Genomic DNA, 17,524 nt, shown 5'->3' on the forward strand with positions numbered 1-17,524 from the left:
TCGACGCATTGGCACCATTTCAAGGCAAATTCCGTTGCGATGCCGTAGCGATCGGGAGCGTTCGCACCGGGCGGCAACAGAATTCACCGCCCCGCGCGCCCAACGGCGGGCTTAGCGCTCGTCGTAGCTGACCACCACGCGTTCCGTCAACGGACGTGCCTGGCACGTCAGCACGAAACCTTGTTCGACTTCGTAATCTTCCAGCGTGTAGTTCTTTTCCATCGCCACTTCGCCTTCGAGCACCTTGGCGCGGCACGTGCAGCACACGCCGCCCTTGCAGGCGTACGGCAGCGACAGTCCGGCCGCGAGACCCGTGTCGAGAATGCTCTGACCTTCGTACGGCTGGCGCAGACGACGCTCCTTGCCGTCCATCACGACGACCAGTTCGGCCATCGGCGTGTCGTCGGTGATCACCACCGATTTCACCGGGGCTTGCGACGTGGGCACGCCGAAGCGCTCGACGTGGATCTTTTCCTTCGCGACGCCAGCGGCGGCCAGCGCGGCTTCGGCGGCATCCATCATCGGGCCCGGGCCGCAGATGAACGCTTCGTCGATGCTCGACGGCGGGATCAGCGTCTCGAGAAACGCCGAGCACTTGTCCTGATTGAGCAGGCCGTTGAACAACTCGACTTCCTGCGCTTCGTCCGAGAGCACGTGATACAGGCGCAGACGGCCCAGATACGTGTTCTTCAGATCTTCCAGTGCTTCGGCGAACATGATGGCCGGCACCGAGCGGTTGCCGTACACGAGCGTGAACTGGCTGTTCGGCTCCGAGGCCAGCGTCGTCTTGATGAGCGCGAGCATCGGCGTAATGCCCGAGCCACCGGCAAAGCCGACGTAATGCTTGGCATGCTCAGGCGACAGACGCGTGAAGAAGCGGCCATCCGGCGTCATCACGTCGATCTGCTGGCCCGGCTTCAACTGGTCGTTGGCGAAGTTCGAGAACTTGCCGCCCGGCACGCGCTTGATACCCACGCGCAATTCACCGGTCGCCTCGTAGTCGGGCACACCCACGCAAATCGAGTACGAGCGGCGGGCTTCCTCGCCTTCGATCAGCGTCTTGAGCGTGAGGAACTGGCCTTGCGTGAAACGGTAGGCGTCGCGCAGGGCTTCCGGCACGGTGAACGCGATCGAGATGGCGTCGGCGGTCTCGGGACGGATTTCGCGAATGGTCAGCGAATGGAATTGCGGGGTCGTCATCGTGGGCTTCCTTGCCGCCGGCACCCGCCGGTCGGGATCAATCGGATCAATCAATAGGGCTTGAAGTAGTCGAACGGCTCGCGGCACGTGCGGCAACGGTAATGCGCCTTGCACGCGGTCGAGCCGAACGCCGATACCACTTCCGTGTCGCTCGAACCGCAATGCGGGCACGGCACGCCGTCTTTCGGGCGGCCGTAGAACGTGATCTTGCGCGGCGCGTCGGCGGCCACCGCATGCGCGCCCGTAGGCGGCGCAATGCCGTAGCCGCGCAGCTTCTCGCGGGCCTCCGGGCTGATCCAGTCGGTGGTCCATGCGGGCGCCAGCACGGTCTTGATGTGCCACGGGCCGAGGCCCGCACGCGTCATCGCGGCGTCGATGTCTTCGGCGATCTGTTGCATGGCCGGACACCCCGAGTACGTCGGCGTAATCACGATCTCGAACGACGTCACGTCATCCGCGTTCTGCACCACGCGCACGTCGCGCAGAATGCCGAGTTCGCGAATCGACACAACCGGAATCTCGGGATCGGGTACCGATTCGAGCGTCTGCCACGCGAGCGGCAGCGAAGCTTCCGATGCCGGCGTCAGCACGTCGGGTGCGACGGGCGGGGTGAGCGGCAGATTCATGATCGTGTCGAGGTGCGTGTGCATGGTGGGCGTCGCGCTAACCGTTACCAGCTCGCGCCGGGATGCTGACGCGCAATGACCTGCATCTCGCCGAGCAGATAGCTCATGTGCTCGGAGTGATGGCCGAACTTGCCCGTGCTCTCGAACGCGCCGGCAGCCGGTGCGTTGAGCGTGGCTTCGTCGAGCGCGTCGGTCACGACGGCCTGCCATGCATCTTTCAGGTCGGACATGGTCACGCCCGTGCCGGCAGCGGCAGCGGCGTCTTCGAGCGCATCGCGCTTGAAGATTTCGTTCATGTACGGCATCAGGTAGTCGAGGGCGGCTTGCGCGCGACGGTGCGACTCTTCGGTGCCGTCGCCAAAACGCACCAGCCAGTCGCGGGCGTGATGCAGGTGGTAATGCGCTTCCTTGACCGACTTCGCGGCGATGGCGGCGAGTTCGGCGTCGCTCGATTGCGCGAGCGCTTGCCAGACTTCGACCATCAGGGCCGAGTACAGGAAGTTGCGCACGATCGTCACGGCGTAGTCGCGCTCGGCGGCCGAGGTGCCGGCGGTCGGGCCGAAATGCGGCAGTTCGACGAGCGTCCAGTTGCGGAACGCAAATTCATCGCGCCAGAAGGCGTAGTCGTCTTCCTGCTTGGTGAGGCCGGTGAGTTCGGTTTCGAGCTTGGCGGCGTGTTGATAGAGCATGCGCGCCTGGCCGATCAGATCGAGGCTCAGGTTGGTGAGCGCGATGTCTTCTTCGAGCACGGGGCCGTGACCGCACCATTCCGCGTTGCGCTGACCGAGGATCAGGGCGTTGTCGGCAAGGCGCAGCAGATAGGACAGGTGTTCCTGCGTCGGTTTCATGTTCTGGTGTCTCGCTCGGGGCGCGCCGTGACAGACGGCGCGCAGCCACTTACATGTGGTTCACTTCTTCCGGCAACTGATAGAAGGTCGGGTGGCGGTAGATCTTGTCGGCGGCCGGGTCGAACAGTTCGGCCTTGTCTTCCGGTGCCGAAGCCGTGATGGCGGCCGAGGGCACGACCCAGAGGCTCACGCCTTCCTGGCGGCGCGTGTACACGTCGCGCGCCATGCGCAGCGCCATTTCGGCGTCGGCGGCGTGCAGGCTGCCGCTGTGCTTGTGTTCGAGGCCCATCTTGCTGCGCACGAACACTTCCCAGAGGGGCCATTCCTTGTTGCTTGCTTGCGTCATGATCGTTCCTGTGCGGGGCGTCCCGCGTGTCTGTGAGGTTGCCGCTGGCGCATGTGACTGGCCGGGCGGCTTATTCAGCGGGTTCAGGCCGCCTGTTTTTCAGCGCGCTGACGTTGCTTCGCCGCATGGGCGAGGGCAGCGTCGCGCACCCAGGCGCCGTTGTCGTGAGCGGCCACGCGGGTGCCCACACGTTCCTTGTTGCACGGGCCTTCGCCGTTCACGACACGCCAGAATTCCGACCAGTCGATCTCGCCGTAGTCGTGGGCCTTGCGGTCTTCATTCCACTTCAGATCCGGATCGGGGAAGGTCACGCCGAGCACGCGGGCCTGTTCGATGGCGGCGTCGACAAACTTCTGACGCAGGTCGTCGTTCGAAATGCGCTTGATGCCCCACTTCATGGTCTGCGCGCTGTGAATCGATTCCTTGTCGCTCGGGCCGAACATCATCAACACCGGCCACCACCAGCGGTTGACGGCTTCCTGCACCATGTCGCGCTGAGCCTGCGTGCCGTTCATCATCGAGAGCAGGGCGTCGAAGCCCTGACGCTGATGGAACGACTCTTCCTTGCAGACGCGAATCATCGCGCGTGCATACGGGCCGTACGAGCAGCGGCACAGCGGCACCTGGTTCATGATGGCGGCGCCATCGACCAGCCAGCCGATCACGCCGACGTCGGCCCACGTGAGCGTGGGGTAATTGAAGATGCTGGAGTACTTGGCCTTGCCCGAGTGCAGCGCGTCGATCATCTGGTCGCGCGACGTGCCGAGGGTTTCAGCGGCGGAATAAAGATAGAGACCGTGGCCGGCTTCGTCTTGCACCTTGGCCAGCAGGATCGCTTTGCGCTTGAGGCTGGGTGCGCGCGAAATCCAGTTGCCTTCCGGCAGCATGCCGACGACTTCCGAGTGCGCGTGCTGCGAAATCTGGCGCACGAGCGTCTTGCGGTACTCGACGGGCATGTAGTCCTGCGGCTCGATCTTCTGATCGGCGGCCATGCGCGCGTCGAAGCGGGCTTGTTGCTGCTGCTCCGTCTCGCTCAGGGTGCGCACGCCCTTGGGGCTGTTGCCGGCCAGATCGATGGCTTGCGTATACATAGAGGAAGGCCTCCGCGGCATATGGGGATATGGAACGCATTATAAACCGACCGGCCGGTCGGTCAATAAATGTTTTCCATGAGACGGCGGGGGCGATTGAGGAGGGGTGTTCGCGCCCTGATTACGCCTCGATCACCTCGGCCGCACAGGCCATCAACCCCTTGATCAGCCGTGCCCGGGGCGACGCCCGGTGCCACAGCAGGCCGAAACGACGGCGCTCGACGGGGGCTGGCAGCGGCAGACGCACGATATTCAGGCCGCTCGTGAGCGGCGAGACGATATCGGGCACAAGCGACACCCCCAGCCGGCGGTCCACCATCATGGCGATCGCCATCAGCGAATTCAGCTCGAACAATTCATTCGGCACAATCTTCGCCGCGCGCAGGTACTGGTCGGCCTGTTTGCCGCCGCCCAGCGACCGGTCATAGCGAATGAACGGCTCGCGCCGCAGCAACGCATGGGGGTCTTCATCCGCCAGATACGACGGCGCCAGCACCACGATCGGCTCCTCGCGCAGCAAGTGCCAGTCGTACGCCTTGGGCAGCGCAAACGGTGGATGCAGGCAGATCGCGACGTCCAGATCGCCACGTTGCAGGGTCTCGTACAACTCCATCGACGTGCCCGCACGAATCAACACCTTGGCTTGCGGAAACGCCGTCGAGAAGTTCGCGAGCACGTCGGGCAGCAAACTGAGCAGCGCCGTCGTGATGGTGCCGATCCGAAGTTCGCCAGAGGGTTCGTCGGTCAGCGCCACGGCTTTAAGCTCGGCGGCCTCGCGCACCAGCGCGCGCGCTTTCTCAATCACCCGATGTCCGGCCTCGGTCGGAATGACCGTGCGCCCCGCGCGCACCAGCAACGGCACCCCGAGTTCGCGCTCGAGCGCCTGCACCTGTTGGGCGATGGCCGCAGGCGTCACCCCGATGCGGCGCGCGGCCTCGGCCATCGAGCCACTGTCGACCACGAGCAGAAGATTGGCAAGAAAGGCGGTATCCATGACGATAGATTTTCTATGCTTTTAAGATAGGTGCAGATAGTTTATCTAAAGCAAGGCGCCACTTAGACTCATTTCCAGTCAGAAGAAAGCAAGGACTGGAGACATGAGAAGCAAACTCTTCGTGCCCGCATCGCGGCCGGAGCTCTTCGCCAAGGCGCTCGCCAGCGCGGCCGACGCCCTGTCGTTCGATCTGGAAGATTCCGTCGCCCCCGAGCGCAAGCACGACGCGCGCAACACCTTGCGTGACTGGCTGCGTACGCCGGGTCCCGCCCACGCCGACAAGCAACTGATCGTGCGCGTGAACCCGCTCGATACCGCGTACTTCGGCGACGACATCGATGCCGTCGTGCAGAACGGCGTCGCACTGATCAATCTGCCCAAGCCCGAACGCGCCGACGACGTGCTTGCCGCCGCCGAGCGTATCGAGCAGGCCGAGCGTGCCAACGGCGTCACGACGCCCGTACGTCTGCTGCTGAATATCGAATCGCCGCAAGCGCTGCGCCGCGCCGCCGAACTCGCAACGGCGCATCCGCGCGTGGCCGGGTTGCAACTGGGCCTCGGCGATCTGTTCGAACCATTGGGTGTGGCACGTCGCGAAACCGCCGCGATCTCGCAGGCCATGTTCGCGCTGCGCATGGCCGCCGGTGAGGCGGGCGTTTTTGCCTACGACTCCGCCTTCGCCAACATCAAGGACGAAGCGGGCTTTCGGGCCGAAGCGCAGCTCGCAAAAGCGATGGGTTTCCTCGGCAAGAGCTGCATCCATCCGAGCCAGATTGCGCTCGCCAACGACGTATTCCGTCCTTCCGATGAAGAGATCGCTCATGCCGTGCGCGTGGTCGATGCTGCACGCACTGCGGCGCGCGATGGCGTCGGCGCTTATGTCGTCGACGGAAAAATGATCGATGTGCCGTTCGTCGAGCGCGCCCGCGCGCTGGTGAGCAATGCCCGCCGCATGGGCCTGCTGCGCGACGAGCAACCGGTGAGCTGACGGCTATGAAACGAGATTCCCTGTTGTCTTCCGCCTCCCCCGATGACGCGATGGCCACCGCGGTTGCCGGCCCACTCGACGGCGTCCGTGTGCTCGATCTGAGCGCCTACATCGCGGGCCCCTACGGCTGCACGTTGCTCGCCGATCAGGGAGCGGAAGTCATCAAGATCGAACCGCCCACGGGCGACAACCTGCGCAAATACCCATCGACACTCGCCAGCGAGAGCCGCGCGTTTCTCGGCGTCAATCGGGGCAAGCGCGGGCTCGTGCTCGATCTCAAGCAGCCGGACGCGCTTGCCGTGCTGCGCCGTCTGGTCGAATCGGCCGACGTACTCGTCCACAACTTCCGCCCGAGCGTGCCCGCCCGGTTGGGCATCGCGTACGAACAACTGCGCGAAGTGAACCCGCGCCTGATTTATTGCGCGGTGACCGGCTACGGCGAAACAGGCCCGAGCAAAGACAAGGCCGGCTACGACCAGGTGCTGCAAACCATGACGGGCATGTGCGCCATGCAGGGCAAGGACGGCGGTCCGCCCGAAATTCTCTACGGCTCGGTGGTCGACTACTATGCGGCGTCGCTGGTGGCGGCGGGCGTGTCGTCGGCGCTGTTCGCCCGCGAGCGCACCGGTCAGGGGCAGTACGTGGGCGTGTCGTTGCTGCGCAGCGCGCTGGCGATGCAGTCCGCCCGCATGATCTGGGCCGATGACGAACCGCGCGACGTCGGTCGCGACATGCGTTCCGGCGGCATTACCGGCATCCATCCCACGCGCGACGGCTATCTGTATATCTCCGCCAACACACCGCACTTCTGGCAGGCGCTGTGTGAAAAGACGGGCATGGCTGCACTCTCCGCCGACGAGCGCTACGATTCCGTGCGCAAGCGCGCGCAGCATCGCGACGAGATCGTGCCGCAGTTGCATGCCGCGTTGCAGGCGCATGGCGCGCGCGAGTGGGAGGTGATCTTTGGCGACGCCGTGCCGTGCGCCGCCGCGCGTCGCATCGAAGACATGTTCGACGACCCGCAGGTCGACGCCGAAGCGATGGTGCAGCACTACACCTATGCCGGGACGAACGGTGCTCTGGGTTATCGCGGTTTCCGGCAGCCGATCCGGTTCGGCGCAGGCGCCAGCGACAACAGCAACGCGCCGGTATCGCGCGCCGCACCCGCCTTCGGCCAGCATTCCGATGAAGTGCTGCGCGATCTCGGCCTGACGGACACCGACATCGCCGCGCTGCGTAAGACAGAGGCGGTGCAGTAAGCGAATCCCCCCGCGCGCGACAGGCGATCGGATTCGCAAGGCTGCGCGCCTTATATAAGAAAGATGAACGGAGACAAATCCATGGAAACGGTAACCACGCGCGCCGAGGCGGCAAGGGCACCCGTGCAGACCCAGTCGAGGGCCGGGGCCACGCCGCCCAAGCCCTCGGGCACAACGGACGGCGCACGGCCCGCGACCGGGGGAGCGATGTCGCTGCGCGAGCGTTGGTGGGCGGTGTTCGACCTGCGCATCGGTGCGTTGCCGTTGCCGGTATATCTCGCGCTCGTGGCGATCCTTGCCGCGATGACGCACAACGGCAAGCTCGCCGCCGATCTGCCGACTGGCATAGCGCTCGTCGCCGTCGGCGGCTTCACGTGCGCCGAGCTGGCCAAGCGCATTCCGTGGGTGCGTCACATCGGCGCGACGTCGATCTTTGCGGCGTTCATCCCGTCGGCGATGGTCTATTACGGCCTCATGCCCGCGCCGGTGACGAAGGCCGTCACTACGTTCACCAAGAGCTCCAATTTCCTCTATCTGTTTATCGCCGCGATCATTGTCGGCAGCGTGTTGAGCATGGACCGGCGCACGCTGGTGAAAGGCTTCGTGCGCATCTTCATTCCGCTGGCGAGTGGTTCGTTCGTTGCGGCTATTGTCGGCACGTCGGTCGGCACAGCACTCGGTCTGGAGGCGAAGCAGGCGTTCTTCTACATCGTCGTGCCGATCATGGCGGGCGGGGTCGGTGAAGGTGCGTTGCCGCTCTCGGCGGGCTACGCGCAGATTCTCGGTGTGGAGCAGGGGCCGCTCTTCGCGCAGGCCCTCTCGGCCGCGATGCTCGGCAACATCTCGGCGATCTGTCTGGCGGGGTTGTTGAGCTATCTGGGCACGCGCAAGCCGAAGCTCACCGGCAACGGCCAACTGACGGTCACGCCGGCGGGTGAGGCGCTCGCGGTGCAAGACGAGTCGTCACAGAGTTTCGACGCCTCGAGTCTGGCGGCGGCGGGCGGCACGGCGATTGCCCTGTATCTGCTGGGGGTGCTGAGCCATCAGTGGTTCAACTGGCCGGCGCCCGTGGTGATGCTCGTTTTCGTGGTGATCGCGCAGTTGTTCCAGATTGTGTCGCCGCGCGTGCGGGGCGGGGCGCGTTTCATGTACAGCTTCTTCTCGACGGCGGTCACGTATCCGCTGATGTTCGCCATCAGCGTCGCGATGACACCGTGGGGCGAGATCGTCACGGCATTTCACTGGATCAACATCGTGACGGCCGTCTCGACGGTGCTGTCGCTGGCAGTCACTGGGTTCGTGGTGGCGAAGTGGGTGGGGATGTATCCGGTGGAAGCGGCCATCGTCAACGTGACGCACAGCGGCTTGGGCGGCACTGGCGATGTGGCGATTCTCACGGCGGCGAACCGCATGGCGTTGATGCCCTTCGCGCAGATCGCCACCCGTATCGGCGGCGCGATTGTCGTGATGACGTCGCTGGCGGCGTTTTCTTACTGGCATTGAAGCCGGGGTGGCGGGCCGTGTCTCAGTCCTGCGGCTGCCCGAAGTGTTCGCGGTACTGCTGGGGCGACACGCCGAAGCGGCGCTGAAACACCTTGCGCATGTTGTGCGGATCGCCGAACCCGCATTGCCATGCCACGGTCTTGAGGGGGGCGTTGCCGTTCTCCAGCATCACACGCGCGGCATCGATGCGGGCGGCGCTCACGAAGTCGGCGGGCGTCACGCCCGCGTCGCGAGCAAACACGCGCGAGAAATTGCGCACACTCATCTTGGCCACCGCGGCCAGATCGCCCACCGACAGCGGCTCGGCCAGATGCTCCAGCACGAATTGCTGCACCTGAGCGACCGGGGAATTCGGTTCCGCGTAGGGCGTGAGGTAGGGGCTGAACTGCGACTGACCGCCGGCGCGCTGCGTGAACACCACCAGCCGCTTCGCCACGTTGAGTGCCACCTCTTGTCCGTGATCCTGCGCGAGCAGGTGCAGCGACAGATCGATGCCCGCCGTCACGCCCGCTGACGTGTACAGATTCCCGTCCTGAACGAATAGCCGGTCGGCCTCGATGCGGGCGCCGGGTGCGCGCTCGGCAAGCACGTCGACGTCGTTCCAGTGCGTGGTCACGCGTTTGCCGTCGAGCAGACCGGCGGCGGCCAGCACCAGCGCGCCGTTGCAAATCGACCCGAAGCGGCGCGCCCGGGCCGTGGCGTCGTGCAGCCAGCGCGACACGTTCGGGCCGAGGTCATCGGTCAGCAGCGACGGGCCGCCCGCCACCAGCAGCAGGTCGAGATGTCCGCCGGCTTCCTGATAGTGACGGCGCGGCAGAATCGTCATGCCATTCGAACAGGCGATCGGGCCGTGCTGGGTGCCAATGACTTCCGTCTGATAGTGGTCGCCGGGCAGCAGAAAGCGGTTCGCTTCCGCGAAGACATCGAGCGGGCCGCTCACATCGAGCGATTGCACGCCGGGAAAAACCAGCAAGGCGACATTCCGGATCATGGCAAAGGGGCGCTCTGGCAGTAATGCGCTGCATTTTGGCAGAAAGCGGTCAGATGAGCCGATCACGCCCCGCTGTTGGCGCGAAGGGGCCTCGGTTTGGCAGAATCGGGCCGCTCGGGGCGCGTGGCATCCGAAGGCCGCGTTCGCACAATCGGTGACATCGACGGCGGCATGGGCCGCTGCGTTTCCCCCCGAGAGGCATCGATGCACAACGCCAAAACTGCGATTTCCCCGAATTCCCCGATTTCCCCGACGTCTCCGACGTCTCCAACGCCCTCCGTACCGTCCACCGCGACCGCCGGAGCGGCGGCCAACGATGCGCCTCGCGTGCGCTATCCGGACGATGCATCGCTCGCCGAGCGTGTCGGTCCCGCGTTCTCGGTCGACGGCATGTTGATGGCACGTCACAAGACGCGTGCCGCCATCGCCGACATCGCGAGTCGGGTGAAGCCGGGCATGGTGGAAGAAGATGCGGTCGCGATGGCCAAAGGCGCGCTCGTGGCCGCTGGCCTCGAACTGAGCTGGCATCCGACGCGGGTGCGTTTTGGTGCGAACACGCTCAAGCCCATGCGTCAGCCGTCCACGCCGGGCGTGGTGCTGGGCGAGAACGACATCTTCTTCATCGACATCGCCCCGCGCTTCGACGCGTGGGAAGGCGATGGCGGCGCAAGCTTTGTCGTCGGCGAGCACGCCGGTCAAGCCCGCTGCGCCCACGACGCGCAAGCGCTGTTCCACGACGTGCGCGGCAAGTGGTTGCGCGACGGCGTATCGGGACAGGCGCTGTACGCCTACGCCGACGAGGTGGCAAAACGCATGGGCTGGGAACTGAACTTCGACCTGCCGGGGCATCGCGTGTCCGACTTCCCGCATGCCGCCATTCATACCGGCTCACTCGCCGACTTCGAGACCACCCCATCGGCGATGCGCTGGATTCTGGAAATCCATCTGCGCGACCCGCAGCAACGCTTCGGCGCGTTCTTCGAGGACATGCTGCTCGACGACACCTACTACTGATCGATTCGTGATCTGCGCTTGATCAGATCCTGAACGAGGGGCGATCGTCGCGCCCGCGCGACGCCCCCGTTCACGCGTTATTGATCGTGCGTCGACCCCGGGACTTGTTTGCTATACTGCGAACGATTCTCATTTGCAACGCGGGTGCCTGAGCCTTTCGGCCACACCTGGCCCGGGGACAGGAGGGGCGCATGCCCGCCGACGACACGCTGCAACGCGACGCGTTGCAGGGACTCTATAACGACCATCACGGTTGGCTTCAAGGCTGGCTGCATCGCAAGACCGGTTGCTCGCATCGGGCCGCCGATCTTGCGCACGACACGTTCATCCGGCTGCTAGAACGCGATCCGCCGCGCATGCTCGCGTCGCCGCGCGCTTTCCTGACTACGATCGCGCAGCGTGTTCTCTATAACTACTGGCGTCGCGAACAGATCGAACGCGCTTATCTCGAAGCGCTGGCCCAGCAGCCCGAAGCCGTCGCGCCGTCACCAGAAGAACGCGCCATCGTGCTCGAGACGCTGCTTGAGATCGATCGCTGTCTCGATGGTCTGCCGCCCCCGGTGAAACGCGCTTTTCTGCTGGCCCAGCTCGATGGCCTGTCTCATGCCGAGATTGCGGCCGAACTGAGCATCTCGCTCGCGACCGTCAAACGCTATCTGGTGCGCGCCGGTACGCAGTGCTTCTTCGCAATGGAGGCGGTATGACGCGGGCCGCGGCGCAGGGGTTCGCACCCGGTATCGCGCAGCAGGCCGTCGAGTGGTGGGTGACGCTGCATGGCGGCGACGCCACTGAAACGTTGCGAGCGGCCTGCGTGCGTTGGCGTGAGGCGCATCCCGATCACGAACGCGCGTGGCGGCATATCGAAAGCGCCAACAATCGCATGCGGCATGTGTCCGATACGTTGGGTGCGGCGGTGGCGCAGGCAGCGCTTCGTGCGCCGCGTTCACGGGCACGGCGCACGGCCATCAAGGCGATTGCCGGGGCGCTGTTTGTCGGCGGCGGCGTGTGGCTCGTGGCGGACCCGCTTGCCGTGCAGCGGTTGCGCGCGGATACGCGCACGGGCGTCGGCGAGCGCCGCACGCTGCGTCTGGCGGATGGCACGACGTTGGTTCTCAATACGCGCAGTGCGGTCCGTTTATCGATGGATGGCTCGACGCGCCGCATCGCGCTTGTGGATGGCGAAGTGATGGTGACGACGGGCAAGGACGCCGGGCACGTACCGCCCCGGCCGTTGGTCGTGACGACGGCGCAGGCCATGTTGCAACCATTGGGGACGCGTTTTGCCGTGCGTCAGGACGACGCGGGCGGGCGCGTGCAGGTCTTCGAGGGGGCGGTGCGCGTCATGCCGCTGGGGTTGTCGCACGTCGAGCGCATTGTGCAGGCGGGCGAGCAGGCGCAGTTCACGGCACGCGCGATCGAGCCGCTCACCGCGCTCGAGGACGGTGACGGCGCATGGACGGATGGCATGCTCGTCGCCGTCGACATGCGGTTGGATGCGTTTCTCGCGGAGCTGTCGCGATATCGACGCGGCTATCTGCGTTGTGATCCGGCCGTAGCGGCGCTGCGGGTATCGGGCACCTATCCGCTCGGCGATGTCGACGCCATTCTCGCAGTGCTGCCGCACGCGCTGCCGGTGACGTCGGTCACGCGTTACTGGGTGAGCGTGGGGCCTCGGGGCTGATCCGTTTCCACTTTTTTCAAAATTTTGTCCGGCCAGTGAGCTGTTTTGTACATCTCGCGTGACAAGGGAATTGAAACCTTCTGTCTATTGCCTGAACGAGATATCACATCATGGCCGTCGTATTTTCCGATTCCTCCGCTGTTGCATGCCGCCGGATGCCGCTGGGCGTGCGCCCTCGGCACGTTTGTCTTGCCGTTGCGGTGACGTTCGCGTCCGCGCTCAGCGCGGGTGTCGCACAGGCACAGCAAACGCAGTCGACCGCTGCCACTCAGGCCGCCGCCGCGAGCCGCGTGTATGACATTCCGGCCGGTGGACTCGACGCGGTATTGACGCGCTTCGGCCGCGAGGCGGGCATTCTGCTCACGTACGCGCCGTCGCTGACAGCCGGTCGGCAGAGCCCCGGCGTGCAGGGCAGGTTCGATGTGCCGGCCGCCTTCGGTCAGGTACTGGCCGGGACGGGCCTCGTTGCGTCGCCGCAAGGTGCGGGCTTCACGTTGGTGCCGCAAGGCGCACCGGCGTCGGCCACGCTGGCCGCAGGCGGCGGCTCTGGTGATGTGGCTTTGCCCACGACGCATGTTCAGGGGCAGGCATGGACGGACGCCTACCGTACGCCCGCTGACGCCGGCATTGCGCGCGCCGACGCACCCATTCTCGACATTCCGCAGGCGATCAACGTAGTGCCGCAGCAAGTGCTGGCCGATCAGCGCGCCCGCACGCTCGACGACGCGCTTATCAACGTGAGCGGTATCGTGCAGGGCAATACGTTGGCAGGCACGCAAGATACGCTGCTCAAGCGCGGCTTCGGCGGCAATCGCGACGGCTCGATCATGCACAACGGCATGCCGCTGGTGCAGGGGCGCGGGCTGAACGCGAATGCCGATGCAGTGGAAGTGCTCAAGGGTCCGTCGTCGTTGCTGTACGGGATCATGGACCCGGGCGGTGTGATCAACGTAGTGAGCAAGCGTCCGTTGCTCAAGCCCTATACGGCGGTGAGCGTGGCCGGCACGACGTATGGTCACGGCAAGAACGGCGTGGAAGAAACGCTCGATACCACCGGGCCGATCGGTGACTCGGGGCTGGCTTATCGATTGGTTGTCGACCAGAACAACCAGCAGTACTGGCGCAACTTCGGCTCGCAGCGTGAGACGCTCGTTGCCCCGACGCTGGCGTATTACGGTCGTGATACGCAGGTCGTGCTGTCGTACGAATACCGCAACTTCCTGACGCCGTTCGACCGGGGCACCGTGATCGATCCGACGACCAACAAGCCGTTGGCGATTTCGCCGCGTGAGCGTCTGGACGACGTGCATAACGAGATGACCGGTCAGTCGCATCTGGCGCAGATCACGGTCGATCACCAGTTCAACGCCGACTGGAAGGCGCACTTCGGCTACAGCTACAACACCGAAACGTACGACGCGACGCAGTTGCGCGTGAACGGCATCAACACGAAGACCGGCATCATCTCGCGCAGCAACGACGGCACGCGCGGCTCGGACAGTACCGATAGCTACGGCATCGCGTATCTCGACGGCCGCGTGCAGTTGGCTGGCATGCGGCACGACGTGCAGTTCGGGGGCGATTGGGAATATCGGCGCATCTATCGCCGTGACCTGATCCGGCAGGCGTCGACGTGCAAGTTCAATTACCTGAGCCCGGTATATGGCTGCGAGGTGATTCCGACGACAGTGTCTGCGTCCGATAGCGATCAGACCGATACGCTGCACGACGCGTCGCTGTTCTTTCAGGACGCGATTCACGTGACCGACCGCTGGATTCTCGTGGGCGGCTTGCGTTTGCTCACGTACAGCCAGTTGGCAGGCAAGGGGCGTCCGTTCCAGGTCAATACGAACATCTCCGACTCGAAGTGGCTGCCGCGCGCGGGTGTCGTCTATAAGGCGACGAACTATCTGTCGCTGTACGGCAGCTACTCGGAGTCGCTCAAGCCGACCTCGACGATCGCGCCGCTTTCCAGCGGGGTGGTGATCGACTCGAACGTGGCGCCGGAGCATGCGAAGTCGTTTGAAGTCGGCGCGAAGCTCGACATGCCGAACGGGCTGACCGGGACGGTGGCGCTGTTCAACATCAACAAGCGCAACGTGCTGGTCTCGCAGTTCAACGATGCGACCAAGCTGATCGACTGGCGCACGTCGGGCGCGGCGCGCTCGCGCGGCTTGGAGCTCGACGTGTCGGGCCGCATCGGGCAACGCTGGAACGTGATTGCCAGCTATGCGTTCATCGACGCGAAGACCACGGACGATCCGCTCTACACCGGCAACACGTTGGCCAACGTGGCGCGGCATACGGCGTCGTTGGCGGGGGTGTATGACTGGGGGCCGGTGCTGGGTGACGGCAGCGGTAATTTGCGCTTGGGCGCGGTGGGCCGCTATATCGGGTCGCGTCCGGGGGACTCGGCCAACAGCTTCACGTTGCCCGCGTACTTCGTGGCGGATGTGTTCGCCACCTACGACACGAAGATCGGCCGTCAGCCGGTGCACTTCCAGTTCAACGTGAAGAACGTGTTCAACAAGACGTATTACCCGTCGAGCGCGAGCCAGTACTTCGTGGCCGTGGGCGACGCCCGCTCGGCAACGCTGTCGGCGACGTTCGAGTTTTGAGCGTGCTGCGTGTATTGAGTGTGGTGTGAACGTGGGGTGAACGTGGGGTGAACGCTCGCCGTGCTGACGCCACGGCGTTCATGATTCACAAAAGCCGCCGCTTCCGATCTTGTCGGGGCGGCGGTTTTTGTTTCGGCAAGCGTCGGTTCGCGGGGTTACAGCAGGTCGTCGCTGGGCAGCAGCGTGAAGGCCCCCGCGACGGCGTTACGCCAGAAAGGCGCGTAGGGCTCGACGTCGAACGTGCGCGGCTGGCCGTTCTCCTCGCCGACCCAGCGCAGGGCGGGCATCGTCGGAGGTGTGGGTGTGGGTGGCGCTGTGCCCGGTGGCACCAGTTCGACGTGGAAGCTGGAGCGTGGCGCGACAGCCCGCTCGAAGATCCCCGCCATGCGCTCGGCGAAGTCGGCGCTGTGGATCACGATGGCCAACTCGGTGTTCAACCGTACCGAGCGCGGGTCGAGATTGAATGAACCCAGCACCACGTGCAGCCGGTCGATGATGTAGACCTTGCCGTGCAGGCTCGCACGGGAAGACCCGCCAAAGGTGATGCGCCGCTGCTCGGGCTCCGGGCGGATGGGCTTGAATTCATACAGTTCGATCCCCGCCTGCAACAACGCCGGACGGTAGCGCGCGTAACCAGCGTGGACCGGCACGACATCGGTGGCGGCCAGCGAATTCGTCAGCACGCGCACGCTGACCCCGCGCGCCGTCAGCGCCGACAGGAATTTCACGCCACCATCCAGCGGGACGAAGTAGGGCGAAATGATCAGCACCTCGCGCTGGGCGTGGCCCGCTAGTTCGCGCAGCTTGTCGCCCGGCGCGCTGGTGGTTTCCTTTGCGGGGGTATCGAGCTTGTCGGGGCTGTCGGCGGCGAGTTCGGCAGGTGCCCAGAAAAGCGGCACCTTGCCAGTGCTCAATCCAGTGGCCAGCGAGGGCTGATGGAGTGCGTCCCGTCCGGCCGGCACGTTCTCGGCATCGCGCCAATGCTGGGCCAGGGCGTCGCGGGTGGCGTCGAGGGTTTCCTTGTCGATCTTGGACTGCACCTGTCGGAGCGGGTAGGACTGCGGGCTGGTCCAGAAGTGGTCGAAGCTATGGGAGATCGCGTCGACGACGGGGCCTGCGCACAACAAGTCAAAGTCGCGGAAGGACAGATCGGGGTTGGCGTCGAAATATTCGTCACCCAGATTGCGGCCGCCGACGATGGCGAGCTGGTTGTCGGCGACGAGCGCCTTGTTGTGCATCCGCCGGTTGAGCTGGTCGAATTGCGTCAGGAGGTTGCCGGCGCGTTGGAGCAGGGTGGTGTCGCGCGTGCCGAACGGATTGAAGACGCGGACTTCGATATTGCGATGCTGGTCGAGCACGGCGAAGGTCGGATCGGTGTGGCGGCGGTTGATGTCGTCGACCAGCATGCGCACACGCACGCCTCGGTCGGCGGCGTCGAGCAGCGACTGGAGCAGCAGGCGGCCAGTGATGTCTTCGCCCGCGCTGTAGTACTGCACGTCGAGACTGTGCTGCGCCGACTGGACCAGTGCGATACGCGTGGTGAACGCGGCGGAACCGGTGGCCAGCAACTGGAAGCCGGATTCCCCGGGGTGGGCGTGCTCCGCCGGGGCGAGGGCATCCGCCAATGCGCCCGGGGCCGTGGCGGACGTATGGGACGTCCACTGCGTCGGCTCAGGCGGCGGACGGACAGAGGTGCAGGCCGCCGCGAGGAGCGACAGTGCGAGTACCCATATCAGGCGAGACGGCAGAAGCGACCGGAGGAGGCGCGATAGGACCATCTCGAACGCTCTATATATAGGGAGAAAGAAGCTGTGGCAGAACCGGCGACAAAAGCGGTAACAAAAGCGCGCCGCCGCTGGGGAGGCCTTTCCATATAGGGAAGCTTAGCCAAAAGCATATGCGATTTCGTTGGTTGCGTCGCCGGGGGATGCCCGGATACATTGGGGCTGTCTCCTCCATGAAGTCCTGTCCCATGGATCTCGGCCCGCTCACGACGCGGGCCTTTTTTTGCTCTTTTCAAATTATTTTCACAAAGTGCTTGCCAGCGTTCGGGGTTTTCACTAATATTCCGTCTCTCGCAACGACAGCGACGCAGCGAAAGCGGCGAAGCAGGAAGATGCGACGGGCTGGAAAGCCCGGTGGTTAGTGGTTTTGGAGCTTGTGAGTCGCTACGGCGGCGAACGAAAAGAAGCGAAAAAAACTGTTGACGACGACGAGAAGCTGCGACATAATCTCACTTCTCTGCTGCTGATGCAGCGACGCAGAAAACGAAGCGACAGCGCGGTAATAATGCGACGAAGCAAAGTTCGAAGCGATTGATCTTTAAAAATTGAACAACCGATAAGTGTGGGCACTCGATGAATGG

At 64.6% G+C, this 17,524-nt stretch carries 15 protein-coding genes; 7 read left to right on the forward strand and 8 right to left on the reverse strand.

The window, feature by feature from the left end:
• Positions 1-111 precede the first annotated feature (111 nt).
• The 6 genes from paaE to CDV46_RS05670 all read right to left on the reverse strand — a co-directional run bounded on the left by paaE (position 112) and on the right by CDV46_RS05670 (position 5,105).
• Entirely contained in the window at positions 112-1,200 is a 1,089-nt protein-coding gene (gene paaE, locus CDV46_RS05645; RefSeq protein ID WP_087691154.1) for a 1,2-phenylacetyl-CoA epoxidase subunit PaaE, read from the reverse strand.
• A gap of 50 nt (positions 1,201-1,250) precedes the next feature.
• Complete coding sequence (paaD, locus tag CDV46_RS05650) at positions 1,251-1,850, reverse strand: 1,2-phenylacetyl-CoA epoxidase subunit PaaD (RefSeq protein WP_087721985.1); 600 nt, start codon at positions 1,848-1,850, stop codon at positions 1,251-1,253.
• Between the two features lie 20 nt (positions 1,851-1,870).
• Entirely contained in the window at positions 1,871-2,674 is an 804-nt protein-coding gene (gene paaC / locus CDV46_RS05655) for a 1,2-phenylacetyl-CoA epoxidase subunit PaaC (RefSeq protein WP_087691158.1), read from the reverse strand.
• A 49-nt stretch (positions 2,675-2,723) separates the two neighbouring features.
• The gene (paaB, locus tag CDV46_RS05660; RefSeq protein WP_058376422.1) at positions 2,724-3,020 is read right to left on the reverse strand and encodes a 1,2-phenylacetyl-CoA epoxidase subunit PaaB; all 297 of its coding nucleotides are present in this window, start codon (positions 3,018-3,020) and stop codon (positions 2,724-2,726) included.
• An 83-nt stretch (positions 3,021-3,103) separates the two neighbouring features.
• A complete protein-coding gene (gene paaA, locus CDV46_RS05665) occupies positions 3,104-4,111 on the reverse strand; it encodes a 1,2-phenylacetyl-CoA epoxidase subunit PaaA (protein WP_087691160.1) in 1,008 nt (335 codons plus the stop codon).
• A gap of 121 nt (positions 4,112-4,232) precedes the next feature.
• Positions 4,233-5,105: a LysR substrate-binding domain-containing protein gene (locus CDV46_RS05670; protein WP_087691162.1), complete on the reverse strand. Its 873-nt coding sequence runs from the start codon at positions 5,103-5,105 to the stop codon at positions 4,233-4,235.
• 103 nt (positions 5,106-5,208) lie between these two features.
• On the opposite strand from CDV46_RS05670, the gene CDV46_RS05675 reads away from it, so the two are divergent.
• The 3 genes from CDV46_RS05675 (at position 5,209) to CDV46_RS05685 (ending at position 8,855) form a co-directional block, all read left to right on the forward strand.
• The gene (locus CDV46_RS05675) at positions 5,209-6,093 is read left to right on the forward strand and encodes an HpcH/HpaI aldolase/citrate lyase family protein (protein ID WP_087721986.1); all 885 of its coding nucleotides are present in this window, start codon (positions 5,209-5,211) and stop codon (positions 6,091-6,093) included.
• A gap of 5 nt (positions 6,094-6,098) precedes the next feature.
• Positions 6,099-7,352 (forward strand): CaiB/BaiF CoA transferase family protein, encoded by a 1,254-nt coding sequence (locus CDV46_RS05680; protein ID WP_441339303.1) that lies wholly within the window; start codon positions 6,099-6,101, stop codon positions 7,350-7,352.
• 81 nt (positions 7,353-7,433) lie between these two features.
• Complete coding sequence (locus CDV46_RS05685; RefSeq protein ID WP_249277689.1) at positions 7,434-8,855, forward strand: 2-hydroxycarboxylate transporter family protein; 1,422 nt, start codon at positions 7,434-7,436, stop codon at positions 8,853-8,855.
• 22 nt (positions 8,856-8,877) lie between these two features.
• Here the strand turns inward: CDV46_RS05685 and CDV46_RS05690 are convergent, their stop codons facing one another.
• Positions 8,878-9,846: a GlxA family transcriptional regulator gene (locus CDV46_RS05690; protein WP_087691170.1), complete on the reverse strand. Its 969-nt coding sequence runs from the start codon at positions 9,844-9,846 to the stop codon at positions 8,878-8,880.
• A gap of 390 nt (positions 9,847-10,236) precedes the next feature.
• On the opposite strand from CDV46_RS05690, the gene CDV46_RS05695 reads away from it, so the two are divergent.
• The 4 genes from CDV46_RS05695 (at position 10,237) to CDV46_RS05710 (ending at position 15,159) form a co-directional block, all read left to right on the forward strand.
• Positions 10,237-10,860 carry a M24 family metallopeptidase gene (locus CDV46_RS05695; protein ID WP_254915939.1) on the forward strand — a complete coding sequence of 208 codons (624 nt, stop codon included), beginning with the start codon at positions 10,237-10,239 and terminating at the stop codon, positions 10,858-10,860.
• A 191-nt stretch (positions 10,861-11,051) separates the two neighbouring features.
• Positions 11,052-11,564: a sigma-70 family RNA polymerase sigma factor gene (locus CDV46_RS05700; protein ID WP_087721989.1), complete on the forward strand. Its 513-nt coding sequence runs from the start codon at positions 11,052-11,054 to the stop codon at positions 11,562-11,564.
• Complete coding sequence (locus CDV46_RS05705; RefSeq protein WP_087721990.1) at positions 11,561-12,541, forward strand: FecR domain-containing protein; 981 nt, start codon at positions 11,561-11,563, stop codon at positions 12,539-12,541. Before CDV46_RS05700 ends, CDV46_RS05705 begins: the two co-directional genes overlap by 4 nt.
• A 155-nt stretch (positions 12,542-12,696) precedes the next feature.
• The gene (locus CDV46_RS05710; RefSeq protein WP_254915940.1) at positions 12,697-15,159 is read left to right on the forward strand and encodes a TonB-dependent siderophore receptor; all 2,463 of its coding nucleotides are present in this window, start codon (positions 12,697-12,699) and stop codon (positions 15,157-15,159) included.
• A gap of 155 nt (positions 15,160-15,314) precedes the next feature.
• Here the strand turns inward: CDV46_RS05710 and CDV46_RS05715 are convergent, their stop codons facing one another.
• Entirely contained in the window at positions 15,315-16,937 is a 1,623-nt protein-coding gene (locus CDV46_RS05715; protein WP_087721992.1) for a phospholipase D family protein, read from the reverse strand.
• Between the last annotated feature and the right edge of the window lie 587 nt (positions 16,938-17,524).

The organism is Pandoraea sp. PE-S2T-3 (assembly GCF_002179965.1).
In the GTDB taxonomy this organism is placed as follows: Bacteria; Pseudomonadota; Gammaproteobacteria; order Burkholderiales; family Burkholderiaceae; genus Pandoraea.

Coding starts and splice junctions, on each gene's coding strand:
- paaE (WP_087691154.1), bottom strand. CDS start 1,200: ATGACGACCCCGCAATTCCATTCGCTGACCATTCGCGAAATCCGTCCC.
- paaD (WP_087721985.1), bottom strand. CDS start 1,850: ATGCACACGCACCTCGACACGATCATGAATCTGCCGCTCACCCCGCCC.
- paaC (WP_087691158.1), bottom strand. CDS start 2,674: ATGAAACCGACGCAGGAACACCTGTCCTATCTGCTGCGCCTTGCCGAC.
- paaB (WP_058376422.1), bottom strand. CDS start 3,020: ATGACGCAAGCAAGCAACAAGGAATGGCCCCTCTGGGAAGTGTTCGTG.
- paaA (WP_087691160.1), bottom strand. CDS start 4,111: ATGTATACGCAAGCCATCGATCTGGCCGGCAACAGCCCCAAGGGCGTG.
- CDV46_RS05670 (WP_087691162.1), bottom strand. CDS start 5,105: ATGGATACCGCCTTTCTTGCCAATCTTCTGCTCGTGGTCGACAGTGGC.
- CDV46_RS05675 (WP_087721986.1), top strand. CDS start 5,209: ATGAGAAGCAAACTCTTCGTGCCCGCATCGCGGCCGGAGCTCTTCGCC.
- CDV46_RS05680 (WP_441339303.1), top strand. CDS start 6,099: ATGAAACGAGATTCCCTGTTGTCTTCCGCCTCCCCCGATGACGCGATG.
- CDV46_RS05685 (WP_249277689.1), top strand. CDS start 7,434: ATGGAAACGGTAACCACGCGCGCCGAGGCGGCAAGGGCACCCGTGCAG.
- CDV46_RS05690 (WP_087691170.1), bottom strand. CDS start 9,846: ATGATCCGGAATGTCGCCTTGCTGGTTTTTCCCGGCGTGCAATCGCTC.
- CDV46_RS05695 (WP_254915939.1), top strand. CDS start 10,237: ATGTTGATGGCACGTCACAAGACGCGTGCCGCCATCGCCGACATCGCG.
- CDV46_RS05700 (WP_087721989.1), top strand. CDS start 11,052: ATGCCCGCCGACGACACGCTGCAACGCGACGCGTTGCAGGGACTCTAT.
- CDV46_RS05705 (WP_087721990.1), top strand. CDS start 11,561: ATGACGCGGGCCGCGGCGCAGGGGTTCGCACCCGGTATCGCGCAGCAG.
- CDV46_RS05710 (WP_254915940.1), top strand. CDS start 12,697: ATGCCGCTGGGCGTGCGCCCTCGGCACGTTTGTCTTGCCGTTGCGGTG.
- CDV46_RS05715 (WP_087721992.1), bottom strand. CDS start 16,937: ATGGTCCTATCGCGCCTCCTCCGGTCGCTTCTGCCGTCTCGCCTGATA.